This is a genomic window from Algibacter miyuki (assembly GCF_030409805.1).
Classification (GTDB): Bacteria; Bacteroidota; Bacteroidia; order Flavobacteriales; family Flavobacteriaceae; genus Algibacter; species Algibacter miyuki.
In genome coordinates this window covers 322,586-349,089 of the sequence record NZ_JAUFQP010000001.1, presented here as the reverse complement: position 1 = coordinate 349,089, position 26,504 = coordinate 322,586, and the positions used below count along the sequence as shown (strand labels likewise).

Genomic DNA, 26,504 nt, shown 5'->3' with positions numbered 1-26,504 from the left:
TAGAGATTATATAAGTGTAGTACCTTATTAAACACATTCCTTTTTTTTACTAATTACTCAATAGGAAAAACAAGTAGCTATAATTAGCTTAAACCATAAACGGCAGGATACAAATAGAACTTCAAAAAGATATATTTGACATTCTTAATATTTTTTATATCAAATTTTAAGCACGCGTTATGAACAGAAATAAACTTATTTTTTTAGGCATCATATTACTTACAATGTTACCATTGGTAAATAGCTGCCAAAAGGACTCAGATATTGAAGATATCCAAAAAGAAGAGGAGGAAGAAACTCAAAATGGAACTTTTGAAATCATCTCAGAATCTAATCCTAGAATTACAACACACCATTTAACATCTGGCTCATCTGGATTTCAAATTGGTATTACCTCAAATGCTGGTGGTGTAATCAATGAAGTGATTATTCCTGGTTTAGGCGATATTATGGATAAAGAAGCCGATCTATATGGTAGAGCTGGACAAGTAGCCATTAGGGACGCTTCTCATGGCGGACGATATAACCCCACTCAAGCCGGTTTTAATGAAACCTTAGGCTCAAAATGTGAAATTACTCAATCCTCAGATTATAAAACGCTAGTCGTTGAACCAAGACCATTGGCGCTTTGGCATGGTGATGGGAAATATGACTTTACTAGATGGGAAAATGTTGGGGCCGATCCATACAAAACAGATGGCGGAAATACCGATGAAGATGGATTAGATGAGGAAGATTTACCTGGAAAACAATTGGATGAAGTACGAAGTGAATTCGACTATTATGGCACTTACGAAGACCTTTCTGGTAAAAATGGCATTGATATAGCCATCATACGTCATTACTACCAAATATCCTTTATCCGTCCGCCAGGACATTGCATCAATCAACATAGAGCTGGCACAAAACTATGGAACGCCAATGCGGTTCAGCCTGATATTTCAAGAAATGCTCCTGATGGTGTACATCAAGGATCTGACAAGGATATGAATAGAATGACGAGCGTTTGGTCTTTAAGACATGACAGGGCTAAATGGACGCCAACCTACACCTACTATAGAAAAACAAACGGACAATGGGAAACACTTATTATGGATGATGTTGGTAAAACTGATGATGAGTTTCCAAATGGCGATCATACCCTATTTATAAATGCTGAATCTAATATTGAAACTGAAGGCAGAGCTTTGGCTATTTATCGTCCTAAAACAGATATTAATAGAAATATGATTATAGGCCTTAATGAAACAGATGGAAGCATTAGTTATGAAGACAATAGAGCTATTAAGGATGTCATACAATATTCCCCTAAGCGGATTGCTTCTATGAGTAAATATGGGTTTGTAAACATTATTAGAGGTATGATCAACAGAACACGATTAGATTCAAATACTTATGAAGCCTTTAGAAATGAAGTTTATATACTTTATGGCACACCTCAGGAAATTATGGATGCTATTGCACTTTTGGATGTTAGTTTGGGTATTTAATTTAAACTGAAAAAATATTTAAATACTAAAAAATGATGATAAAATTAAAAATATCTTCATTTTTAGAAAAAACAACAAAACCAGGATAGAAATATTACTCAAATTACACCTAGTTCAGCTTAAAGCTAATACAGGAACGGCAGGATGCGAATTACATAGTGGAATTTTATATTTGCTTCAACAAATAAACTAAAACCTTGTAAATATGAAAACATTAAGCTATCTAAAAAAAATATCTTTAATCGCATTAGCGACTTTTGTAATTTCATCTTGTGAAGAAGATGGTATTACTCAAATTAAGAATGATGATGGTAATGCTATAAATACTGAAGAACTGAATATTATTGAAATTTTAAGTGCGGATCCGAATTTTAGTTCTTTTGTTGCATTTTTAGAGGAAGCTAACCTAACTAGTGTTTTAGCTGCGGATGGAAAGAAAACCATATTGGCACCAACAAATGACGCTTTTGAAAATTATATTGATGATAATGATTTTCTTAGTTTTGAGGATATACCAGATACAGTTTTAACCGAACTTTTATTAAACCACGTTATACCAGATAGCAGTTACACGACTACAAGCCTTAAAGCGCTAAGAACTGGATATGATAAAACTTTGGCAACAGGACCAAATAATACTAACGTAAACATCTATTTTAATGGAATATCTGGATTAGCTTTTAACTCTGTACCTGTAACTGGTAATCAAATTAACGCTAAAAATGGGACTATACATGTTGTAAATGGTGTTGTTCCTCCAGCTACTCTTGCAATATTAATTGGCTCAAATCCCAGCTTTTCGGGTTTAGTTGATGCTATTATTCATGTAGAAGATTTAGGTTCTCCCACACTTCAACCATCATACAGTGAAGTTTTAAATAACCAAACAGAATTAGGTCCTTTTACCGTTTTTGCACCATTAGGATCTGCATTTAACACTTTAAAAACAAGTTTAGGAGTTCAAAATATAGAAGATATCCCTACAGAAACAGTTGACGCTGTTTTGTTAAGACATATTGTTAATGGAATAACACCAATTGACGGGTTTGTTGATGGAGAAATAACAACTTTAGATGGAGGAACAATTACTGTAAATATGGCTGGTTCAACACTTACAGACAAGGACGGTACTGGCAGAATACTTCCAGCAATAAGTGACTTACAAGCTACAAATGGTATTTTGCACGTTGTAAATAGAGTCATTGGAGAAACGACAAAGGAATAAGTGAATTTATTAACTATAAATTATGTTCCTTAAAAAAAACGCCTTAAGAAATTAAGGCGTTTTTTTTATGTATTTAGGTCCCTATTACCACACCAAGTGATTCCTGTGGTAGCGTGGGAATAAAGCCCTAACTCTCGCTCGTTTATAACGAGTGCCGTCTAAAACATCAAACCTTTACCTTTTTATTAAACATGAAGCAACAGGATACTAAAACCTATTTAAAATCCTAATATTGTTAGTAATAATTATGGCATAGTATTACTCAACCCAAAAGTATTAGTACAAATGAATAAAAAAATAGTGCTTCTTTTTCTACTAACCCTAGTCTTTTCTTGTAAAAAAACTAACGAAGGTATTTCTATTAAAAAAGTAACCGTAAACTATTTTGAAAACCCTTTAGGAATTGATGATCCACATCCAAGTATCAGTTGGTCCATGGTTTCAAATGAAAGAAACAAGAAACAATCTGCATACCAAATTAAAGTCGCTAGTTCTGAAAAAGCCCTTGAATATGATAATAACCTGTTATGGGATTCTGGTAAGCTAAATTCACATCAAAACTCACAAATTCGTTACGCAGGTAGCAAACTGAATTCGAGACAACATTGCTATTTTAAAATCAAAGTTTGGGACGAAAATAATGTCGCTTCAGAATGGAGTGACACAAATTTTTGGACTACGGGTTTACTAAATCAAACGGATTGGGAAGCAAAATGGATTGGTTTTAAAACAGACGATAAGAATAAAAAAGACACTTTACACTTACCTCCTGCTCCATATTTAAGAAAATCATTTTCAGTTAACAAAACAATCCAAAAAGCTACACTTTATGTCACGGCATTAGGCATTTTTGAAATAGCATTAAATGGAAAAAAAATAGGACAAGATTTATTAACGCCTGGATGGACTAACTATAACAAACGCATCTATTACAAAACCTATGATGTTAGTAGTGCTATAAACCAAGGAGAAAACACACTAGGTGCTATTATAGGCGATGGTTGGTATGCTGGTTATGTTGGGCCAAAAGTATTATCAAAACCGAGAAATAGAGAACTCTATGGATCACATCCAGCATTATTGTCTCAGTTAGAAATTCAATATGAAGATGGCACCAAAAAAATCATCGTTTCAGATGAAAGTTGGAAAGCTAAGGAAGGTCCCATAGTATATGCCGATTTACTTATGGGAACTGGTTATAACGCTAATTTAGAATTACCCAATTGGAATACTTCTAATTATGACGACCAAAATTGGGATAACGTATACATTCACGAAGGGACAAAAGGTGTGCTTCAAGCCTATCCAGGAAATAGCATCCAAATTTATGATGAATTAAAACCTGCAGAAATTACAGAACCAACCAAAGGAACTTATGTATTTAACATGGGACAAAATTTTGCTGGTCATACACGTTTACATGTACAAGGAAACAAAAACGACACGATTATCATGCGTTTTGGCGAACGTTTATACGATGATGGTAAGCTCATGACCGAAAATTTAAGATTTGCCAGAGCAACTGATACTTACATTTTAAAAGGCGAAGGTGTTGAAATATGGGAACCAAAATTTACATATCATGGTTTTCAATACGTTGAGGTTACTGGACTAAAAAACAAACCAGACCATAATACCATAACGGGTATCGCTTTTGGCTCGTCCACACCAATGGAAAGTTCATTTACATCCTCCGATACTATCTTAAATAAAATGTTTGAAAATGTGATTTGGACGCAGCGTTCTAATTTCATGGAAGTTCCAACAGACAGTCCCCAACGCGATGAGCGTTTAGGTTGGTTGGGCGATGTTCAAATTTTTTCTAAATCGGCATTATACAATGCTAATCTTGGTGCTTTTAATAAAAAATGGTTTGCTGATGTTCGTGATGCTCAATATGATTTTGGACCTTACGCTGTTTTTGCACCTCAACCCTACCCCAAATTAGAATGGTTTTCTCCAGGATGGATGGAAGCAGGTGTTATGGTACCTTACAATACGTATAAGTTTTACGGAGATACTAAAATAGTAGAAGACCATTATGAGTCTATGACGCGCTTTATGGATTATCATATAGAAAAAAGTAAAAACGATAAATTTTATCCTGAAGATTCATGGGCAGAAGCTAAACCAAAAGGAGGTTTTGGAGATTGGCTATCCATGACCGACAAACATCTGGCACACGATATTATGGCGTCGATGTATTATCAATATGCATTAAAAATAATGGCAGAAATGAGTGCCGCCATAGGTAACCAAGAAAAGGCTGATTATTATCAATCCACTTATAAAACTTCAGTAGCTGCATTTATAAAACATTATATAGATGAAAACGGAAAATTTCAAATAGATGAAACTATATATGGGGATGGAAAAGGCTATTTTGAAGGCGAAAAAGGATTTACAGGACATACTCAATCGGCTTACGCTACAGCTATTTATTTTGATATTCTCCCCGAAGCACTAAAAATAAAAGCGGGAGAACATTTAGTAAATCTTTTAGAAGAAAATGATAATTTACCCTCCTCAGGTATTTTAGGAATTCGACAATTACTTCCTGCTTTATCTAAAATTCGCCGTTCAGATTTAGCATACCAGATACTACTCAAAAAAGAATATCCTAGTTGGGGCTTTCAAATTGCAAATGGAGCCACCACTATTTGGGAACGTTGGAACAGTTACACCCCCGAAAAAGGTTTCAATGGTGAAATGAATGCCAAAATGAATTCTTTTAACCATTATGCTTTTGGCGCTTTTTCTCAGTTTCTGTTTAGTGATATGGCAGGAATCAATACGGAAGATGCAGGCTTTAATAAGATTATCATTCGTCCGAAACTAGGCGATAAATCCGTATCAAATCTCAACGCAACATATGGGTCTATAAATGGAGATATTGTTTCTTCATGGCACATTAACGGAACTCTTTTTTCTTTAGAAGTTGAACTTCCTGTAAATACTACTGGTAAAATTTACATGCCTTCGAATAAAAAAAATACAGTTACCGAAAGCGGTATACCCATAAACTCAAAACAAATAAAATTTTTAGGCCAACATGAAAACTATAAAATATACGAGATAGGCTCAGGCCGTTATAAATTTGAATCAAAAATTTAGTTAAAAAAAAGAATATTCCTAAAAATGAAATTTTATCATCTAATTATTTTAGTCCTATTTATTGTTAGCTGTCAATCTGAAACAAAACAAAAATTAGGACATACTATTAGTTTAAAACCGGAATCTATAAAAAAAGGAAAGGCCATTTTTGAGCAAAAATGTAGTCATTGCCATAATTTTAAACAAGATGCTATTGGACCTAACCTCCGTGGACTTACAAGACGTGTTGAAACTTCGTGGATAAAACAGTTTATTAAAAACCCACTTCAAATGGTGGCAGACAATGACTCAAGAGCAACACAACTACTTGAAACTTACAAAATCCCTATGCCCGGATTTAAAGATCTTTCGGAGACCAACTTAGACGCCCTATTAAGTTATATACATAAACAGGAAAACCAAAAGTTAAAAAATAATAACTCTTTAGATGTCATTAAAGAAACTATAAAGGACACCTTACAATACTCTCATTTGGTTGCAGAATTGGAGTTTGTGGCTCAAGCACCTGCAACAACCCAAAAACCTATTTTAGCGCGACTTAATAAATTGGATTGTGCAGGGAGTTCTGGCCGTATCTTTATTAATGACATGAGAGGTAGCCTCTACGAATTAAGGGATAAAAAAGTAGAGCCCTACCTTTCTTTAATTGATTATAACCCCGATTTTATTCACGAACCAGGCTTAGGTGCAGGTTTTAGTAGTTTTGCCTTTCATCCTGATTTTCAGGAAAATGGATTATTCTATACAGCACACTCCGAACCAAAATTAAGTAAACCTTCAGATTTTAGTTTGCCCGATAGTATTCCTGCTAAAATACAATGGGTTGTAAAAGAATGGAAAACTAAAACTCCAAACAAAAACATTTTTAAGGGAGATTCCAGAGAACTATTACGAATAGATTTTGTTGGCTTTATGCATGGTATACAGGAAATGGGCTTTAACCCTGTTACCACTAAAGATGAATCTGATTATGGAATGCTTTATATAGGTGTAGGTGATGGCGGCGGCGTGATAAAAGGGTATCCTCAAGTTGCCCAGCATGGAGGTTCGCAAATTTGGGGAACAATTTTACGAATAGACCCAATGGGAAACAATAGTAAAAATGGCGCTTACGGAATTCCTCCAGAAAACCCATTTGTTAAACAAGCCCTTTTAAAAGGAGAAATTTGGAGTTACGGACTCCGAAACCCTACACGTTTTTCTTGGGATTTATACGGTAGGTTATTTGCCAGTGATATTGGTCATAAAATTATGGAAGAAGTAAATTTGATAGATTCGGGACAATTTTATGGCTGGCCTATACGCGAAGGAAATTTTGCTCTAAATCCCAATGGAAATCAAAGTTTAGCTTATGCTTTACCCGATAATGATGCCGACTACGGAGCTACATATCCCATTTTTCAATACAATCAAAAAGACGGTGTAGCTATTAGTGGCGGATTTTTTGCAAGAGGTGAAAAATTTCGTGGAAAATATATATTCGGAGATATTCCTACAGGATCGCTCTATATAGGAGACTTATTTGAGGCAAAACAACGGAATTTAAAAAAACTAAAGGTTTCCATTCATGGCAAACCAACAACAATGTCTAAACTAACTAAAAGCTCACGTGTAGATTTAAGATTTGGTCAAGATTGTGATGGTAATATTTATCTTTTAACAAAATCTGATGGTAAAATATATAAAATTAAAGAAAATTTAATTCCCTAAATACACTAATAGAGTTATTAAATAATAAACAATTCAAAATATAGTCCGATAAGAAAAAACGGACTTCATCTTGAAATGCAATACCAACAAAACCTAAACCTTAGCAACTAACACCAATGAAATCACTAGTTATTTTTCTTATAAGCACAATGTTCTTAAATGCTCAACATCAACACAACAAGAAGCTTCTTTCTAAACCAAACATCCTATGGCTTGTTGCTGAAGACCATGGCCCCCATATGGGTGCTTATGGCGATACATTTGCTACCACTCCAAACATAGATAAATTTGCAGAAAAAGGCATGTGTTTTAATTACGCATGGTCTTCTGCTCCCGTTTGTGCTCCTGCTCGAACCACACTCTGGTCTGGCATTTCTGGACCAAGTTCAGGAGGAGAGCACATGCGTAGTATGTCTCCTTATCCAATGGAGAAAAATATGTTTCCAAAATATCTCCGAGATATTGGATATTACTGTTCTGGTAATGGAAAAGAAGATTATAATCTAAGTACTCCTAAAGGGGTTTGGGATGAATCTTCTAACAGAGCACATTACAATAAGCGCAAACCAGGACAACCTTTTTTCGCCTATTTTAATAATACACAAAGTCATGAAGGCCATATACATGACATAACTCGAACTGCTAAAAACAAGAGGAAACCATCTTTACACGACCCTGCCAAAGTAAAATTACCAAAATACCATCCAGATTGTGAAGCTATGCGATTAGAATGGGCTGCTTATTATAATAGTATTACTGTGGTAGACTCTGTTGCGGGTAAACGTCTTGCTGAACTTGCAGAAGCTGGATTAGAAGATAATACTATTGTTTTCTATTTCGCCGACCATGGCGGTGGACTTGCTCGTAATAAACGTTGGCCTAATAATGCGGGGCTTCAAGTACCAGTCGTGGTTTATTTTCCTGAGAAATGGAAACATCTTGCTCCTAAAGAATATAAAGCTGGTGGGCGGTCTGATCGTTTAATAAGTTTTGTGGATTTCGCACCAACCATGCTTAGTATTGCGGGTATTGCGCCACCTAAATGGATGCAAGGACACGCTTTCGCAGGAGATTATCAAACTGAAGAGCAACCATTTGTTTATGGATTCCGTGGTCGTATGGACGAACGTTTAGACTTAGTAAGAAGTGTTTCTAACGGACGCTATGTTTATCTTAGAAATTACATGCCCCAGTTTTCACAAGGGCAATGGTTAGATACACAAATTCGTATGTCTTTCTCCTCAACTGCAGTATGGAAAAAACTCTATGACCAAGGAAAACTGAACAAGGCACAAAGTCTTTTTTGGGAAACACCAAAGGCTCCAGAAGAACTGTATGATCTTAAAAATGATCCGGATGAAGTTAATAATCTCGCGAATTCAAAAAAACACGAAGCTATTTTAAAAACCATGCGTAAAGCACAACAAGATTACGCTCTTGATATTCGAGATGTTGGATTTATTCCAGAGAATGAACGATTTAATAGTAATATGGCACCTTATGATTTTGGTCATGATGAAAAATTATATCCTTTTGAACGCATATTTTCTACAGCTGAAATAGCTTCATTTATGAATCCGGATGATGTTTGTGAGCTACAAAAACGAATGACCGATGAGAATAACATTGTTAGATATTGGGCCACTATGGGTATGATGATTCATGGTAAAGATGCTGTATCAAAAAGTGAAAAAGCATTAAAAAAGGCACTATCAGATACCTCGGATGATGTAAAAATTGCAGCAGCTTGGGCTTTGGTTAAACATGGAAATAATTCTAAAACTTCAGAAATAGCATTAACACTTCTTTCTGAGTTAGCTCAAAGAAAAGACAATATATTAATTGTTATAGCTGCGCTTACCGCTCTGGATGATTGTGGTATGGAAACCGCTAGTTTAAAGGATGAATTTGCAAATTGGTCTATAACACCCGTAGCACTAAACAAACGATATACTAATTATCCGGGACGTTTAATGAAAAGTATTTTGCTACGTTATGGTATTCCTGTTAAAAAGGTAAAATGAAAAACACTCCTAATTAAAAATCTAAGTTTTTAATTAGGAGTGTTTTCTTGTATTTTTTTATAAGAAATACTTAAATTTTAACTTCACTTATTTGAAAATAGGGTTGCACATTAGTGTAGTTTTTTATATCTCCCATAATCTCTTCCATATAAGGCTCAAAAGCATTGTGCATGTCATCTAAAGTGTCAAAATACAAATGGCCGATAGCCATGAAAGGTTTTTCAGAGCCTCTATCAAAAGCACTTAAACCTTCTTCTACAGCAGCATGTTTCATTGCATCTCCTAAAAACTTAGCAACCATTGGAGTATGCGTATTACAATAATAGTCGATATCAAAATAACTATCTTCTGTATTTGGATACAACGCACTTAATTTTATCATTCCTTTTTTCATAATTTATATTTGGTATTATTAATATTTCTCTTTCCTGATGCTTCATAAGATAAATGCCCGGTAGAACCTTCACCTAAAATCTCATAGTGCTCTTGAGGTATTTCAGCGCGATGCTTTTCAATAACATCAACATATTCGAGATTGTTTATAGCGTTGTGCCATTCTTGTGGATCAATCTTATGATTATAAAATTCTTCAGAACCATCTTTATACTGAATAAAACGATAGTCTTCAGGAGTTATGCTATAGTTACCTGGCCCGAAACTGGTTCGTGCATAATGAGACCACTCTGCATTTAGTTTTTTCAACAATGGTACTAAAGAATTTCCTTCTAGTTTTGAATCCGATTTAAGATTTGTCAATTCCAATAAGGTAGGATACACATCTAATAATTGCACCTGTTTGTTGCATACTTTTCCTTTTTCAATTCCAGGACCTATCATTTTTTTTTTCGATTTTAATAAGCTACAAATTCTAGTTCAAAATCTATCATCCCTTTAGATGTTTTATAACCAATGATTTTCCGAGGTCTATTGTTTAGTTTTTCTTGAATAAATTGTAGTTTATTTATGTCAATTTAATTCAAGTTTAATCCTCTTCGGGCTCTCCCCTACTGGGCAAAGGATCTTGTAGGCCATCTTTAATCCAAAGGAAAGATTCATCGAATCTTAAACGCAGTCACCTCTATTTGGTCTTTATTTAACTTTTCGAATGCTATACTGATAATTACCTTCCGTTTCCAGCATTTTAGCATTTAGCGAAAGTCTGTAAATTGCATCCCCCCAAACCTGTGACAGCTTTTTCTCTTCAAGTTCAATTGTTTCTATTGTTGCCTTCAATTTTTTCTTATCGTAGCGGAGTTCCACGGTTTCATTTTTCACTTTAATAATCACTTTTCCCGGAACATCCAAATTGACATCACCCCATGTCATGAAATTAATTTGATTCGGTTCAATTGTTTTTTCCAAGACATACAGATCATCAATGATCAGCGTACCATTTTTTAAGTTATAGGAACGCTTCCATGATTTCACCTTAGCCTCTTTTGGATAAGCATTTACAATATTTGTAGTAAATCGCATGTTTTCTTTATCAAATGCTGTATTCATCGCTTTAAAATCAGCACCAGCATGTTGACTAACACCATTTATTAGCGGCACATTATGATAATTACTCTGCATCGTCCAAATACTATAGCGTTGCGGCCCAAATGTTTTTGCCGTGTATGATCCTACTCCCGTATCCATAATTATGGGCAATGAATTGGAGTAATAAATAAAAGACCCCACGTCATTGTGGTTATGATTTTCGTTGTTGTCACCGCCTTTTGCAGCTACAAAACTTCCCTGATCATCGCTCATAAAACAATACTCCGTTTCTGGATACCATGAATAAGCCGGGACGTTAAACTTGGGTTCCGTAGCTTCCAATTCTCCAGATATTAAGGCGCTTCTCAAAGTTCTATCAATATCGCGAGAATTAACAATACTGTTCTCAGGATTCCTTTCTTTAAGGTATGCAGCAAAATGCATCATATCATCGCTTTCTACAGCACGCCCAAAACTGTAAATAAGGTACGGATTTCCCTGCAATTTTGCTGAAGCATCTGCAAAGTTGACTACCCAATCATTTCCGACATTGGCCCGATAAACATATTCAGCCATACTCTTAATCTCCGGTTTATTAAACAGCGATATCTGGCCATCAGTAAGTTTCTCAAGCAATGAGAGGTAATCATACATTTTACCTGCTGCCACCCCCCAGTATTTGGGTCCCTCATCGCAGGCTCCATCTTTATTGGCATTAATAAACTGATCGACCGAGCGCATGGAACGATAAACTGCTTGAGCCAATTTATCACGATCATTTTCGAGTAACATATAACATTGTAAAACATTAGCATTGCACCATGGATTCCAGTTATTTACATTTAGTCTTTCATCCTGAAATGGAGGAAGTGCCGTCCACCAGTAATTCATATTCATGTATGGATCAAGAATTCGTTTTTGAAGTTCAGAACGTAAACGTTCTGAGATCAACGGATTTACTTTATCAAATTCATCATGAAGAAAATAATAAGTCCAGGATAACATCGCACCTGTTTGTGATGAGTATAATCCAATAAGATTTTCTTTTACATCGGGAAAATGGTTTTTCTCCTTTTTTGCTGAAATCTTAAAATGTGCGGAGAGCACCCAGGAAGTCATTTCGCAATTCACAAAAACCCCATCAATAATCTGATCGAGAAAACGCCCTTCACCCTCGGCAAGTTCAGCCAAAACCAAAGCACTAAAGGCTCGCTGATTTTCAAAATAAGGCTCTTGCATAGTGTTACGGTTCCCCGTTCGCTTGTAATCGAGGTAATCGGTTGCTCGAACCACTTGCCATTCATAACTCAAATATCCCTCTCCGTCACGAATCATGATTTCTCCATTTTCTCCGAGGAGTTTGATCCAAGCCGATCGGTTGGAGTATGCCGGATATGAAACCCATTCCTGGTTCATTGCCAGCATTTGTTTGAGCTGATCAAGATTAGCAGCCTTGGTCAACAGATTTTGTTCATTAGAAGCTGAAAGCTGAACGAACATCCCAATAAGAAAAAAGAAAAGGATTGATTTCTTCATAGTCTAGCAATTTTTTAATAATGTTTAGTTTGAAAATGTTTCAGAATCAGATTACAGTTCCCTTATTTTCAGATTTCTCCAGTGAATAATACCCTGTTTCCCGCCATGTACCTGCAAGCCAATAAACCCTTTTGGGTATTCGTTCTCTTCATCAATCCAATGCGCAGCAGGAATTCCATTTACCCAGGTTTTAAACACATTGCCCTCCACTTTAATCGTGAGCCGATTCCATCCACTGCGATCTATGGCATTTTTCAATGGCGCATGTTCAGGTGCCTTTAGCGGATAAAACCAACCACCACAACTCTGACCATAAATGCCTCCGGACCAACCACGGCCTTTTTTGTCTAAATCTTCCATTTCTGCTTGAGGGCCAAAAACCGTATTTCGATTCTCATCTTTTCTAATTCTTGACCGAATTTGCACACCAGTATTGCCATCAACTTCCCACTTGGTTTCGCAAGTAAAAATAAAGTCTACATATTCTTTGTCGGCACATAAGAAAGTGCTGGGCCCTTCGCTGCATGTTCCCACAATCTCACCATCAACAACTTCAAATTTCATGGTTCCCTGCTTTGGCGTCCATCCGTTTAATGTTTCACCATCAAAAAGGAATTTGAATTTTTTACTCGTCATTTTGGGTTCCTTATCGGTATTGATAAGTTGTTGCTCTTTGCTCTTCAAGTCGTCCTGTGCTATTGCGCTAAAAGCGATAACCACGAGACTAATCAACATGAGCAGTTTCTTTCTTGATACCATCAGCTAATTGTTATTAGTTACTATTCTATTCTTATTTTCCTCCTTCCAATTCCTTTATCAGCCATTTGGCAAACCCGAGGTAGGAGTTCGGATCTGATTCAGGGCCAACCGGTCTAGTATTACCACAGCCATGCGGAAACGCATTCAGGTAGTAATACATGTTTTCATGATGCTTTGGCAATCCTCTTTTCCAAAAAGCCTTCAGCCACTCTCTTTCAAGAAAGTCGGTGTAAGTATCACAATCCTTATACTGGTAGGGTCCATAATAAAAAAGATAATCCTTACCTTGCTCTAAAACCCATTTAGCACCTCTTGCTATTTCCTCAGGGTTTGATATCTCATTTCCTAAAGGCCAATAGCGATTATACTGATGAGATTCTATGCAGACACCATCCATCGTACTAACAATTTCTCTTGCTTTTGGATCGTCAAGAAAGACGGCAGGATGAACAACCATTTGTATCAGTTTGTAATTGTCGTTTTTTATCAGTCCAAGAGCATGAGCATCTTTGAATACTTTTCGTGTATCGTCTACATCTCTTTGATGAAGTATTCTTGGGTCTCCATCAATTGGTCCTGTATCACCATTCACTTTGTCATACAGCCAGCCTTCACGACAAATGATGATATGTTTAACCTCATTCCCATCCTGTTCGTATTGGCGAATTGTCATTATCAGCTTATTGGTTTTCGGATTGGCATCAACCCAATCTCCACCTTGTTGATGGATGTAATGTTCAAAAAAACGTTGTTTGGTACGAAAGACCCCATTGTATCCTTTTACTACATCGATATTCAAAGCGGTAAAATCATCGGCTTTCAACACATCATCATAATTTCCTATACCGGGCCGCCAATTAGCAACCCTGTCTCCTCCAGTCATTTCATGAGCACTGTCTCGAGGATAAGGTCTTATACCAACTTTAGAGCGACTCGGCTGTGCGGTTGCTACTGTTGTTAATGTTATTACTAAAAAGAACACTAAGAGAAAGGTTTTACAATTTTTCATTTTTCGAGTTTTAATGGGTATTAAATGATTGATTTATTTTAATCTTGACCATCTTAAAGGTCTATCGTATTAAGCTAGGTGATTGTTTGAATATACCCTCCAGAGCACAACCATAAGGCAATCTCTAACGGAATATCTCTAGCACAATTAAACCTATCAAAATAGGTTTTCTGCTTCATTTTACTGTCCAATGAATACCTATTACATTAATTCAGTGTATCTCATTTTTAATTGTTTTTGCTGTTTTTATCAGATGCTTCATATGACAAATGTCCTGTAGATCCTTCTCCTAATATTTTATATTGTTTTTTAGGTAACTGGGAACGATGCTTCGCAATGATTGCAGTATATTTTTTATTCTTTATTTCGTTATACCATTCATTGGGATCCATTTTATGATTATAAAATTCTTCAGAACCATCTTTATACTGAATAAAACGATAGTCTTCAGAAGTTATGCTATAGTTACCTGGCCCGAAACTGGTTCGTGCAAAATGAGACCATTCTGAATTTGGATTTTTCAATAGTGGCACTAAAGAATGTCCTTCTAGTTTAGAATCTGATTTAATATTTGTCAATTCCAATAAGGTAGGATAGACATCTAATAATTGTACTGGTTTATTGCACACTTTTCCTTTTTCAATACCAGGACCAACAATTATTAAAGGCACTCTCGTGCCATCTTCCCATAAACTTCGTTTGGCATAACGTTCTTTTTCGCCCAAATGAAATCCATGATCGCTGAAGAATACAATATATGTATTATCACCATATTCGCCATTATCCAGAGCGGTAATCACGCGTCCTACTTGTTCATCTACAAAACTTACACACGCCAAATAAGATTGCACAAGAGGTTTCCAAGCATCATTTTCTAAAACCCATTCATGAGTTGGAGACACGTGTTTTTCTCTTGTAATATCTATTCCATAAGGTGAAATATCGTCCAAATCATCTGATATAGTTTTTGGTAATTGAAGAGTTTCTAATGAATACATATCAAACCATTTTTGCGGTGCAAATTGTGGCACATGCGGACGATAAAAACCAACCCCCATCCAAAAGGGCTTATCGTAATTTTCTTCTAATTTACTTTCTGCCCAAGAGGCTATTTTATAATCTGGCATTTGATTATCTGTCTCTGGAAAAGCACCCCAATCCCATAATGGATGCCCTGGATATGTACTAATTTTTTCTTTTGGCATAGGCCCAAAACCTCCAAATTGTCCGGCGTAATTTGGAATATGAGTTTCGTTTATCCCTTCGCCATTGTGCAATAATTTGCCGCCTCCAAAAACAGTATACCCTTCAGCTTGAAATCGCTTTGGCATCACAGTATTCTTACTTGCTATAGGCGAATCTTTAATGTCTGGATTTAAAAAATAAATCCCTGAAGTACTTGGGTATAAAGACGTCATCATACTTGCTCTAGAAGGATTACAAACAGGTGCTTGACAATGTGCATTACTAAAAAGCACACCTCGGGAAGCTAATTTATCCATATTAGGTGTTTTAGCTTGCGGATGTCCACCCAAAACACCTATCCAATCATTAAGATCATCTACAGCTATAAATAAAACATTTGGCTTTTCTAATGACTCAACTACCTCTTTCTTTTTATTTGAATGACAACCGCTTAGAGATATTACTAATGCTAAAACAAATATTACTTTTTCTTTCATGGTATAATTTAAAATCTATATGATGATTAATTTGTTGACTTAAAATCTCATAAATTAAAGCAATTAAATTGCTATAACCATCCTGTAAAACCATGTTAAAAAACGCTTCTATGATTTAACGAGCAATGAAAAACCCCATGAATTAAATTTCAATATTCAAATATATTTCCACAGATTCGGCAGGATGAATAATTCAAAAAAGCCTTCTATTTTTACCTTATTATGAAGATAATCTTCACTTAAAAATATCAAAATGAAAAAATTATTACCATTAGCTATTCTTCTTTTTATTACAGATATAGTACCTGCACAAGAATTTAAAATTATTTCTAATAATATTGGCAAAAGACGAGACATTACGCATAGTATAAATTCTAATGGATTTATTGTTGGAATCAATCAATATGGAGGTGGTTATATCACACAAATTGAAATTCCTGGCATTGGAAATATTATGGGAATTCAAGCTCAGAGATATGGTCGTGGAGGTCAATCTTCAATTCGTGATATGGGAAGAGGTGGACAATATAACCCAACTCAAGCTGGTTTTAGTGATCATGCAGGAACGGAATGTAGTATTACAACAGTCTCAAGTAGTAAATTAGTTGTACCAAGCCGTGGCTGTATTTTATATAATGGTGATGGTGGTTATGACTATATTGAATCTGAAAATATAAGGGTTGATCCATACAATGATGATGGAGGAAATAGCGATAACGATGGTATTGACGAAACGAATCTATCAGTTACTATAGATGGGCAGGTCTTCACAAGACAAGAAGCTGAAGTGCATAGCGATTTTGATTATTACGGAGAATATGAAGATTATACTTCGAAAGCAGGACTCGCTATACCAGCTATCCGTCATTATTTAGAATATCGTTTTGTAAGATCATCTACCGAACCAAAAGCTGCTATGAAACAATTTAACGAGGTTGGACTGAAAGCAGCGGGCAAATGGAATGATAGTAAATTTTTATCAGATATTTCGGTTGTAAATCCTGTTGGTGTATATCCTGGAGGCATTGATAATATGAACAGTATCATTTTATCTTGGAGTATTAGAAATGACGTAGCTATTTGGAATCCAGGTTACCGATACCAACAAAAACAAAATGGAGTTTGGGTAATTAAAGCTCGTCAAAAACAATTTCAAGGAAAAATAGAGGAGTTAAAACTTAGGTTTATTGTTGCCGATTCAAATGATGAAAACTCAGGAAACGCTTTAGGCTTTTATTTACCGTTATCTTATTTAAACGAATTTAATGTTGTTGGAGTAAAAGAATCAGATAATTCTGAAGTATATGTCGACAATAGAACAACTTCAGATTTTTATCTTGACGGACAATATCGTACACCATCAATGTCTTGGATTGGTTTTCGAAGTGAGTTAAATGGATTAATTGATAGATCGAAGCTAACTGGTGAATACGCAGGTGTTTATGAAAAATTACGCCAAGAAACGATATTACTTCAAGGTACTCCAGCCGAAATTAAAACGGCTTTTACGCAATTAGACACCTATTATGCTAGTTTACTTTCTGTTTCAGATTTTGAAAATAAAAAAAAAGATGATTTTCAACTCTTTCCAAACCCTGCCGAAAGCCAGATAAACATTGTTTTAAATAACTCTAATATTAATTCTAAAATAAATGTTTTCAATGCGCTTGGTGCACTTGTTTATTCCTCAAATGAAATAATTGGTAACAAAATTTCAATACCAACAAACCAGATTGGAGCTACAGGATTATACTTTGTGAAAGTGGGGGCTTTAACAAAAAAATTGATTCTAAAATAACTAAAATCAAATAAGCACTATCTCAAAAAAACATAAATTTAAAGCGCTTTGCTAAGTATTATTATGAAAAATAAATTTTTAAAACCTGCATTTTACAATCATATTTCATTAATATTTTTATTGATTTTATCAAGTTGTTCAGCTCAGAACGGATTAGAAAAAGCCTTCGTGAATCCACCAGAATCAGCAGGCGCACATACCTGGTGGCATTGGGTCAATGGTAATGTTACCAAAGAAGGGATAACCAAAGATTTAGAATCTTTTAAAAAAGTAGGTTTAAGTGGATTTCAATTATTTGATGTTGGACTGAGGATTCCTCATGGAGGAACTGTTTTTAACTCCAAAGAGTATCACGACAAAGTAGCATTTGCTATTGCAGAAGCTGATAGATTAGGATTAGAAATGGGTATTAATAGCGCATCGGGGTGGTCTAGTACGGGTGGGCCATGGATCAAACCCAAAAACTCTATGAAGGTTTTGGTTTGGAGTGAGAAAGAAATACATAAGAAAACAACTAGCCCTATTTATTTAGAACTTCCTGAATTAAATAAAATTCAAAAAGAATTTTATTTTTATGAAGACATTGCGATTCTAGCCTTTCCAAAACCAAAAAATGCTGCGTATAGAATTTCTAACTGGGAAGCAAAGTCATTGACAGATTTAAAAGCGAAAGCAGATGAATTTACTCCTACTTCTAAAAAAGCTCCTAAAGAAGCCATTATAAAACTAAGCGATGTGGTAATTCTTACTGATAAAATGGACGCAAATGGAAAACTGAATTGGACACCTCCATCTGATAATTGGACAGTAGTTCGTATTGGTTACACAACAACAGCTGCAAAAACTAGACCTGCCTCAAAAGGTGGTATCGGTTTAGAATTAGATAAATTAAGTAAGGAAGCTGTTACAATTCACTGGGAGGCCTTACTAGATAAAACAACAGAGGATGCTAAAGGAAGCAAGGCATATACTACAATTCTTATAGATAGTTATGAAGTAGGGCATCAAAATTGGACGGACAACTTTGAAGATGCTTTTCAAGAAAAGCGTGGGTATGATTTAACTCCTAGATTGCTTTGTGCAACTGGTCGTATTATAGAAAGTAATGAATATTCTGAACGTGTTTTATGGGATTTCAGAAAAACTGTTGCAGATGAAATGTATGAGAACTACTTTAAATTCTTCAAAGAAAAATGTCATGAGAACGGACTTAAATTAGCTACAGAAGCATACGGTTCTGGATCTTTTGATGCTCCAGAAGTGAGTAAACTTGTTGACATCCCAATGACTGAATTTTGGCATAAAGATAAAGCGAAAGGACAAAGAAATATTTGGAAATGGACCAGCCATATTTCGTCTTCAGCGGCACATTTATCTGGCAGATCAGTTGTAGGTGCAGAAGCATTTACAAGAATGAAAGGAGATTGGTCGGTACATCCTTATAATTTAAAGATTATAGGAGACAAAGCTTTTACAGAAGGAATTAATCGCTACTATTTCCACACCTCTGCACATCAACCTTGGAATGATAATATAAAGCCAGGAATGACAATGAGTAGATTTGGATCTAACATACATCGAAACAATACTTGGTTTTATAAATCTAAACCATGGCTTGACTATATTGCTAGATGTCAATTTATAATGCAAACAGGAACGAACCAAGCAGATGCATTGGTTATGTATGGTGACGAGCGTGGATTTAATAATTTTTTAGGAAAAGTAGAACGTTTAGATTTTGACTTTTTAGAAGGTTATAAATTTGACGTAGCAGGTATTGATTCATTAGATGATTTGAGTGTCGGAGAAAATGGAGAAATTAGAGTAAGCTACGAAGGGAAGTTATTGGATACTCGCTACAGAATACTCTCGTTAAAAAGAGATCTATTAATGCGAATAGAATCTATTAAAAAACTTGGAAAACTAGCTCAAGATGGAGCTATTGTAATTGCTCAAAAACCAATAAGAACTCCGGGAATAGAAACCAATCCAAACGCAACGAAAGAATTTAATGAATTGGTTAAGAAATATTGGGACTCGGGACTGATCCACTTACCATCAACTTATAAAAAGTCATTAAGTGCGGTAACTCCAGATTGTAAATTACCGTTAGGAATGGAGTATGCTCATCATAAAATTGACAATAGTGATTTCTATTTTGTTTCCAATCAATGTTATGATGCTAACAAAGGGACTTGCACTTTTAGAGTAACAGGAAAACAACCCGAACTATGGGATCCTGAAACAGGTAAGATTTCTAAAAACCTCAACTGGAAACAATTGAAAAACGGAACTACTGAAGTTCAATTAGATATGACTTCTGCACAATCTATATTTGTTGTATTCCAAAAGGAAACTAAAAAAACTAGGGGGACATTCAATTCTCCTACTTATAAAACGATTCAAAATATCAACGGTGATTGGAATGTAACTTTTAACGAGAATTTTGGTACAAATGAAACGATACTATTCAAAAAATTAACTCCTTGGAATGAACATACCAATGAGGATATCAAATATTATTCTGGGACAGCTACTTACAAAACAAATTTTGAATTTGATACAAGTAAAAAAAAGAAATCCATTCTAATAGATTTAGGACAAGTTGCAGTAATAGCAGAAGTTAAATTGAATGGAAAAGATCTTGGAACATTATGGAAACCTCCATTCCAAATAGAAATTAAAGACGTACTAAAAAAAGGAGAGAATACATTAGAAGTTAAAGTAACTAACCTTTGGCCAAATCGTCTTATTGGAGATGCACAATATCCTAACTTCAATAATTCTAATAAAACACTTCCTAGTTGGCTAATGGATGGAACGGGAATTCCTGCAACTTCAAAACGAAAAACATACGCTGCTCATAATCATTATAAAGCAGATGCTAAACTTTTAAATTCAGGACTTATGGGACCAGTAAAAATACTGACTATAAAAAAATAAAATTACAATTTAAAACATGATAACTGTAAAAAAAATAATATGTAGCTGCTTCCTTCTCTTTTTTAGTATCTGTTCAGCACAACAGAAAAAGCCAAATTTGGTTATTATAATTGCGGATGATCATGGTGTATTTCATTCTACACCTTACGGATCAACAATTATAGAAACTCCAAATATGCAAAAACTCGCAGATGAGGGAATGCGTTTTGACAATGCCTATATTGCATCGCCCGCCTGCGCTCCTAGTAGAGCTGCTTTGTTCACTGGTTTAATGCCTTATAATAATGGAATCGTTGGAAATCATGAAAAAAATTTAAAACCCAGTGTATTATCTTTAGTTCCTAATCTTATAGTACAAGGGTATGAAGTAGTTTTTCAGGGTAAAGTTGCACATGCACGTAACAATGAACATAAAGGCTATGTACCTAAAGCAGTGAAAATTCTAAAAAGAGCACCTACACAAGATCAAAAATTAAGTGTTGTAGAAAATTTTCTAAAAACAAGAAATAATGACCGTCCACTAGCACTATTTGTGGGATGTACAGATACACATACCCCCTACCCACCAGCAGGTGAATCAAGAATAAAACCAGAGGATGTTATTATAAACAAACGAATCTATACCACTCCTGAAGCTCAATTAGAAATGAGTAGATACATCCAAGCAGCAGAATCTATAGATACCAAACTTGGAAATATCCTAAAAATGTCAGATATCTATTTAGACAAAAAAAATACGATGACGGTATATACATCAGATCATGGAATGGCGTGGCCGTTTGCTAAATGGTCTCTTTATGAAACAGGAATACGTACACCATTACTAATCTCTTGGCCAGGAAAAATTCAACCAAATTCAACAACAAAAGCAATGGTTAGTTGGATTGACTTACTTCCTACATTGATAGATATTGCAGATGGAACAGTACCTAAAAATATTGATGGGAAACCTTTTACTGCAGTCATTTTAGGAAAGAAAAACAAACACAGAGACGCTATTTACGCAACTCATAAAGGAGATAATGAAAAAAATGTGTATCCTATTCGTTCACTAAGAATTGGGAAATGGAAATACATTCGGAATTTACATCCAGAGTTTGCCTATACAACGCATACTGATGCTTGGGCTACGGAAATCCCAATGACAAAACTACATGCAAATCATGCTGGCCGTCACTGGAATTCCTATTTAGCTGCAGCAAAAAAAGATCCTAACGCAGCTGCTTTTTTAATAGATTATCATACTAACCCTCCAGAAGAACTGTATAATATTGAGTTAGATCCTTTAGAACAAAACAATCTTGCGGAAGAACCTAAATGTGCTAAAAAACTTGCTTCACTTCGAGAAAAAGTGACACAACATATGAAAGAAGTTAATGATGATGAATCCCTAAGTGGTCCACCAAAATTACTTGAAAACTTTTCAATTATGAAATCGAAAATAAAAAATTAACATCATGAAATTCATAAGTCAAATAATTTTAAGTTTCTGCTTTTTCACAAGTATACTATCTCATTCTCAAGAAAAAAAACCAAACTTAGTTATCATAATTGCAGACGATCATGGGGTTTACCATTCTTCACCGTATGGTAGTACAGGAATAAAAACACCTCATATACAAAAACTATCAGACGAGGGAATACGGTTTGATAATGCTTATGTTGCTTCACCAGCCTGTGGACCTAGTAGAGCTGCTCTTTTTACAGGAATGATGCCTTATAACAATGGTATCGTAGGAAATCATGAATTCCCATTAAAGCCTGGTGTAAGCTCTTTAGTACCAAAATTAATTGAGCAAGGATACCAAGTTGTTTTTCAAGGAAAAGTAGCACATGGTAAAAAGAAACATCATCAAGACTATGTTCCTGATGAGGTTACAGTACTAGATAGTGGTTTAAAAAGCGACCTCAAATTATCCATATTAGAAAACTTTTTAAAAACTAGAAAAGACAAACGTCCAATAGCTTTATTTGTTGGATTTACTGATACACACAGACCGTATCCTAGCTTAAAAAACACGAAAGTCAGAACAGAAAATGTAGTAATTAACAAAAGAATCTACAGTACACCTGAAGCAAAATTAGAAATGAGTAGGTATCTTCAAGCCGTTGAAAACTTAGATTCAAAACTCGGTACAGTAAGAAAAATGACCAAACATTACTTAAAGAATGACAATACCGTCACTTTGTTTACATCAGACCATGGAATGGCATGGCCTTTTGGAAAATGGTCTCTTTATGAAACAGGGATTCGCTGTCCATTAATTGTTTCATGGCCTGGTAAAATTGCCCCAAATACAACAACAAGTGCCATGGTAAGCTGGATTGATATCATTCCAACAATTATTGACATCATGGATGGAGAAATACCAACAAACATTGATGGAAAATCATTTGCAAATGTACTTTATGGAAAAGAGAAAAAGCATAGAGAAGTAATATATGCTACACATAAAGGGGATAAACAAATGAATGTATATCCTATCCGATCGGTTCGAGTAGACAATTGGAAATACATTCGGAATTTACATCCAGAATTTGCATACACCACGCATACGGATGTTTTATCAAAAAATAAGATAAAAGCTAAAAGTTCTGCTCCACACTGGGCTTCCTATCTTGAAGCGGCAAAAACAGATCCTGCTGCGGCCGATTTTTTAAAAGATTATCATAGTAATCCCGCTGAGGAACTATATAACCTTGAGCAAGATCCTTTAGAACAAAATAATCTTGCAGCACTGTCAAAATATTCTAAGAAACTGAAATCGTTACGCAAAATGATATCAAAACGAATGATAGAAGTTGGTGATGACGAATCGCTTAGCGGTCCTCCTAAATTACTTGAAATTTCTCTATCTTGGAGTCCACAGTCAAAAAATAATCGGTAAAAACATAGCATTTATAATGAAAAATAAACCCAAATATATTAGTCAGTTTCATATTATTCTTATTATGGTTTTACTAGTTTCTCTGAATGGTTGTAATACTAGCAATGGCAACAAAGAAGGTGAAATTGGCCACTTAAAAACTGAAGGTTTTGATCATTGGATAGTTACAGACGAAGCAATGCCAAAATTATCATGGCAACCTATTTCTCATATATCCGAACAAAAAGTTATTGGCTATGAATTACTCGTTGCAGACAACAAAAATGACTTAGAGCAGAATAATGGAAACCTCCTCGAATTAACGGTTACTAAAATCGAAAATGGTCCTTGGTTCTATTTTGATGCTTCGAAACTTCCTGCACGAACTGTTGCTTTGTGGCGGGTAAGAGCCGTATTAGAAGATGATAGTCGAGGAGCATGGAGCGAGACTTTTCATTTTGAAATTGGTTTAAAAAACAAGTCAGATTGGTCTGGAAAATGGATTGGTATGCATCCTGAACTTCGCCAGAAATCAGCACCTTGGTTTCGAAATTCATTTGAAATAAATAAAACCATTACCAAAGCAAGACTTTACGTATGTGGATTAGGCATGCATGAAAGTTGGCTTAACGGGAAAAAAATAGGAAACGAACTATTACAACCTGCTCAAACAGATTACAATATCCGAAGTTTTTATGTTGCCCACGATGTGAGTAAATTACTAAATCAAGGTCAAAACACACTTGGGTTTTGGTTAGGAGATGGCTTTTACAACCAAGATAGAGTTTGGGGAGCAAACGGATTGAGTTACGGACAACCAAAAGTTTTGGCCCAACTTGAAATCACTTTTGATGATGGCAGCACCTCTATCATTGCAACAGATGAAAACTGGCTTTGTAAATCTAGTGCTATCACAGCCTCTAATGTTTATGCTGGCGAGAACTACAATTCAAATCTATACGACCCTTTATGGTCTAAAAATCAAAACAACACTAGTAGCTGGAAACCTGTAAATTTAGAAACCGTACCAGGAAAAACATTAGTTGCTCAACAATTACCACCTTGCCGCATAACAGACACCGTATTTGTAAAAGAGATTAACCAATTACATCCAAATACTTGGTTTTTTGACTTTGGACAAAATCTTGTTGGTTGGGCAAAAATGAAAATTGATGCGACGCCAAATACTAAAATCACTATTCGTTTTGCAGAAGACAAACTTTCTACTGGCGAATTAAACTTTGCAACGAGTGGCGTTCGTGCAACAAAAGTCATCCAAACAGATACATATATTTGTAAAGGTAACGGCGAAGAAATTTGGGAACCTCGGTTTTCCTATCACGGATTTCGTTTTGCTGAAGTAACAATAAGCAATGGCGAATTAAAAAATAAAATACCAACAAAAGATTTACTTCAAGGTATGGTTGTTCATACAGATATGACTGTAACTGGCGAGTTTTCATCTTCAGACGATACTCTAAATCAAATTTTTGACATGGCACATTGGACACAATCTGGTGGTGTATTGGGAATACCTATGGATTGTCCTGTTCGTGAACGCTGTGGTTGGACAGGAGACGCACATTTAACCGTTCCTTACACCATGTATCGTTTTGATGCCGCGAGTATGTGGCGAAAATACACGACCGATATTGCCACAACAGCAGAAGTTTCAGCTCCTATGTTATGCTTTGGAGATGAGTTTGGCGAACGTACAAAACAGATAAAAAAATATGGTATTCCCACAATGGTTGCGCCAGGTAAACGATTTATCGGCGAAGGCTCTCCAGATTGGGGAAGTGCCATCGCTTTTATCCCATGGGATATTTATGCACATACAGGAGATATAAGATCATTAAAAGAGCATTATAATTCCATAAAACAATGGACAGAACATTTACAAGGTATTTCAACAAACAGCATTGTATATTCTGGCATGGGCGATTGGTGTAAACCCATAGTAAGCAACCCAGAAGGAAAAACCGAGCGTGAAATTTATGGCAAAATAACACCCATGCTTTCTACGGCTTGTTATTACCGTAGTGCAAGAATTACTGCTGATGCAGCGCAACTTATCGGTAATAAAGAAGATTATTTATATTTCGATAAACTGGCTAGTGACATTCGTACAGCATTTACTAAAGCTTTCTATGGAAAAGACAGAATATTGATACCAGACCAGACAATTAATGCCATTGCAGTTGATTGGAATGTATTATCCCATGAGCATCAAGCGCAAGCAGCCGAAGCCCTAAACCAACAAGTTATTGCTGCTAATTATCACTTTGAAACAGGTGTATTTGGTATGCCATCATTATGGCCTGTACTTGGAAGATTCGGATATCACGAAACCCTATGGAAAGTACTTCAAAATGAAAACGCACCAAGTTTTAAACATCTTATGAGTAAAGGCGCTAGCACATTTTGGGAAGTCTGGCCAACCGAAAACGAGAACTTAGATAATTATAAACAGTCCATGAGCCATCCGTTTCAAGCAGCCTTTGTGAGTTGGTTTTATGAAGGGTTAGCGGGAATTAAGCCAAATTCAAAACTAACAGGTTATCGCTTAATCCATTTAGAACCACAGATTATTCCTGAATTAGAATGGGTTAAATGCCGTTTTTCATCTCCTATGGGCATGATTGAAAGTTCTTGGAATCAGAATAAATCTACCTTGACATGGCAAGTTGAAATTCCTGCAGGTGCTGAAGCTAGGTTAAGAGTTCCTGGCACCCTTATTAATGTTGAAAAGGATTCAAAAGCATTTAAAGTAGAAACTAACAAGATATCAGATGCCCAAGGCATAGCCGAAAAACTAACACTTCACGCTGGTAAATATATAATTACTTCAAACTTAAAATAAAA

At 35.5% G+C, this 26,504-nt stretch carries 16 protein-coding genes and 1 pseudogene; 10 read left to right on the top strand and 7 right to left on the bottom strand.

Annotation, left to right across the window (positions count from 1 at the left end; genetic code table 11):
* Window positions 1-179 precede the first annotated feature (179 nt).
* From QWY92_RS01015 to QWY92_RS00995, 5 genes are all read left to right on the top strand, one after another.
* On the top strand, window positions 180-1,490 hold the full coding sequence (locus tag QWY92_RS01015) for an alpha-amylase family protein (protein ID WP_290267910.1): 1,311 nt from the start codon (window positions 180-182) through the stop codon (window positions 1,488-1,490).
* A 205-nt stretch (window positions 1,491-1,695) separates the two neighbouring features.
* Window positions 1,696-2,715 carry a fasciclin domain-containing protein gene (locus QWY92_RS01010; RefSeq protein ID WP_290267909.1) on the top strand — a complete coding sequence of 340 codons (1,020 nt, stop codon included), beginning with the start codon at window positions 1,696-1,698 and terminating at the stop codon, window positions 2,713-2,715.
* A gap of 285 nt (window positions 2,716-3,000) precedes the next feature.
* Window positions 3,001-5,829, top strand: coding sequence for an alpha-L-rhamnosidase (locus QWY92_RS01005; protein WP_290267908.1), 2,829 nt, complete (start codon window positions 3,001-3,003; stop codon window positions 5,827-5,829).
* Window positions 5,830-5,853: 24 nt separating this feature from the next.
* Window positions 5,854-7,539: a PQQ-dependent sugar dehydrogenase gene (locus tag QWY92_RS01000; RefSeq protein WP_290267907.1), complete on the top strand. Its 1,686-nt coding sequence runs from the start codon at window positions 5,854-5,856 to the stop codon at window positions 7,537-7,539.
* A gap of 116 nt (window positions 7,540-7,655) precedes the next feature.
* Window positions 7,656-9,563, top strand: coding sequence for a sulfatase-like hydrolase/transferase (locus tag QWY92_RS00995; RefSeq protein WP_290267906.1), 1,908 nt, complete (start codon window positions 7,656-7,658; stop codon window positions 9,561-9,563).
* 70 nt (window positions 9,564-9,633) lie between these two features.
* On the opposite strand, the gene QWY92_RS00990 is transcribed toward QWY92_RS00995, so the two are convergent.
* The 7 genes and pseudogenes from QWY92_RS00990 to QWY92_RS00965 form a co-directional block, all read right to left on the bottom strand.
* Window positions 9,634-9,957: an EthD family reductase gene (locus QWY92_RS00990; RefSeq protein ID WP_290267905.1), complete on the bottom strand. Its 324-nt coding sequence runs from the start codon at window positions 9,955-9,957 to the stop codon at window positions 9,634-9,636.
* Window positions 9,954-10,400, bottom strand: coding sequence for a sulfatase/phosphatase domain-containing protein (locus QWY92_RS00985; protein ID WP_290267904.1), 447 nt, complete (start codon window positions 10,398-10,400; stop codon window positions 9,954-9,956). The genes QWY92_RS00990 and QWY92_RS00985 overlap by 4 nt, the downstream gene beginning before the upstream one ends.
* A gap of 14 nt (window positions 10,401-10,414) precedes the next feature.
* Window positions 10,415-10,534: pseudogene (locus QWY92_RS20735) on the bottom strand (IS30 family transposase); the annotation flags it as partial.
* Window positions 10,535-10,652: 118 nt separating this feature from the next.
* Window positions 10,653-12,581, bottom strand: coding sequence for a heparinase II/III domain-containing protein (locus QWY92_RS00980; protein ID WP_290267903.1), 1,929 nt, complete (start codon window positions 12,579-12,581; stop codon window positions 10,653-10,655).
* Between the two features lie 51 nt (window positions 12,582-12,632).
* Window positions 12,633-13,316, bottom strand: a complete 684-nt coding sequence (locus QWY92_RS00975; RefSeq protein WP_290267902.1) for a 3-keto-disaccharide hydrolase — start codon at window positions 13,314-13,316, stop codon at window positions 12,633-12,635.
* 55 nt (window positions 13,317-13,371) lie between these two features.
* Window positions 13,372-14,349 carry a hypothetical protein gene (locus QWY92_RS00970; protein WP_290267901.1) on the bottom strand — a complete coding sequence of 326 codons (978 nt, stop codon included), beginning with the start codon at window positions 14,347-14,349 and terminating at the stop codon, window positions 13,372-13,374.
* Window positions 14,350-14,576: 227 nt separating this feature from the next.
* Window positions 14,577-16,031: a sulfatase gene (locus QWY92_RS00965; RefSeq protein ID WP_290267900.1), complete on the bottom strand. Its 1,455-nt coding sequence runs from the start codon at window positions 16,029-16,031 to the stop codon at window positions 14,577-14,579.
* A gap of 253 nt (window positions 16,032-16,284) precedes the next feature.
* Here QWY92_RS00965 and QWY92_RS00960 point away from each other — a divergent pair, with 253 nt between their 5' ends.
* From QWY92_RS00960 to QWY92_RS00940, 5 genes are all read left to right on the top strand, one after another.
* Window positions 16,285-17,829 carry a T9SS type A sorting domain-containing protein gene (locus QWY92_RS00960; RefSeq protein WP_290267899.1) on the top strand — a complete coding sequence of 515 codons (1,545 nt, stop codon included), beginning with the start codon at window positions 16,285-16,287 and terminating at the stop codon, window positions 17,827-17,829.
* 63 nt (window positions 17,830-17,892) lie between these two features.
* The gene (locus QWY92_RS00955) at window positions 17,893-20,772 is read left to right on the top strand and encodes a glycosyl hydrolase (RefSeq protein ID WP_290267898.1); all 2,880 of its coding nucleotides are present in this window, start codon (window positions 17,893-17,895) and stop codon (window positions 20,770-20,772) included.
* Between the two features lie 16 nt (window positions 20,773-20,788).
* Window positions 20,789-22,225 (top strand): sulfatase family protein, encoded by a 1,437-nt coding sequence (locus QWY92_RS00950; RefSeq protein WP_290267897.1) that lies wholly within the window; start codon window positions 20,789-20,791, stop codon window positions 22,223-22,225.
* Between the two features lie 4 nt (window positions 22,226-22,229).
* Window positions 22,230-23,660 carry a sulfatase family protein gene (locus QWY92_RS00945; RefSeq protein WP_290267896.1) on the top strand — a complete coding sequence of 477 codons (1,431 nt, stop codon included), beginning with the start codon at window positions 22,230-22,232 and terminating at the stop codon, window positions 23,658-23,660.
* A 16-nt stretch (window positions 23,661-23,676) separates the two neighbouring features.
* Window positions 23,677-26,502 carry an alpha-L-rhamnosidase gene (locus tag QWY92_RS00940; RefSeq protein WP_290267895.1) on the top strand — a complete coding sequence of 942 codons (2,826 nt, stop codon included), beginning with the start codon at window positions 23,677-23,679 and terminating at the stop codon, window positions 26,500-26,502.
* The last annotated feature ends 2 nt before the right edge of the window (window positions 26,503-26,504 follow it).

Coding starts and splice junctions, on each gene's coding strand:
- QWY92_RS00950 (WP_290267897.1), top strand. CDS start 20,789: ATGATAACTGTAAAAAAAATAATATGTAGCTGCTTCCTTCTCTTTTTT.
- QWY92_RS01015 (WP_290267910.1), top strand. CDS start 180: ATGAACAGAAATAAACTTATTTTTTTAGGCATCATATTACTTACAATG.
- QWY92_RS00965 (WP_290267900.1), bottom strand. CDS start 16,031: ATGAAAGAAAAAGTAATATTTGTTTTAGCATTAGTAATATCTCTAAGC.
- QWY92_RS01010 (WP_290267909.1), top strand. CDS start 1,696: ATGAAAACATTAAGCTATCTAAAAAAAATATCTTTAATCGCATTAGCG.
- QWY92_RS00995 (WP_290267906.1), top strand. CDS start 7,656: ATGAAATCACTAGTTATTTTTCTTATAAGCACAATGTTCTTAAATGCT.
- QWY92_RS01000 (WP_290267907.1), top strand. CDS start 5,854: ATGAAATTTTATCATCTAATTATTTTAGTCCTATTTATTGTTAGCTGT.
- QWY92_RS00975 (WP_290267902.1), bottom strand. CDS start 13,316: ATGTTGATTAGTCTCGTGGTTATCGCTTTTAGCGCAATAGCACAGGAC.
- QWY92_RS00985 (WP_290267904.1), bottom strand. CDS start 10,400: ATGATAGGTCCTGGAATTGAAAAAGGAAAAGTATGCAACAAACAGGTG.
- QWY92_RS01005 (WP_290267908.1), top strand. CDS start 3,001: ATGAATAAAAAAATAGTGCTTCTTTTTCTACTAACCCTAGTCTTTTCT.
- QWY92_RS00960 (WP_290267899.1), top strand. CDS start 16,285: ATGAAAAAATTATTACCATTAGCTATTCTTCTTTTTATTACAGATATA.
- QWY92_RS00990 (WP_290267905.1), bottom strand. CDS start 9,957: ATGAAAAAAGGAATGATAAAATTAAGTGCGTTGTATCCAAATACAGAA.
- QWY92_RS00980 (WP_290267903.1), bottom strand. CDS start 12,581: ATGAAGAAATCAATCCTTTTCTTTTTTCTTATTGGGATGTTCGTTCAG.
- QWY92_RS00945 (WP_290267896.1), top strand. CDS start 22,230: ATGAAATTCATAAGTCAAATAATTTTAAGTTTCTGCTTTTTCACAAGT.
- QWY92_RS00970 (WP_290267901.1), bottom strand. CDS start 14,349: ATGAAAAATTGTAAAACCTTTCTCTTAGTGTTCTTTTTAGTAATAACA.
- QWY92_RS00940 (WP_290267895.1), top strand. CDS start 23,677: ATGAAAAATAAACCCAAATATATTAGTCAGTTTCATATTATTCTTATT.
- QWY92_RS00955 (WP_290267898.1), top strand. CDS start 17,893: ATGAAAAATAAATTTTTAAAACCTGCATTTTACAATCATATTTCATTA.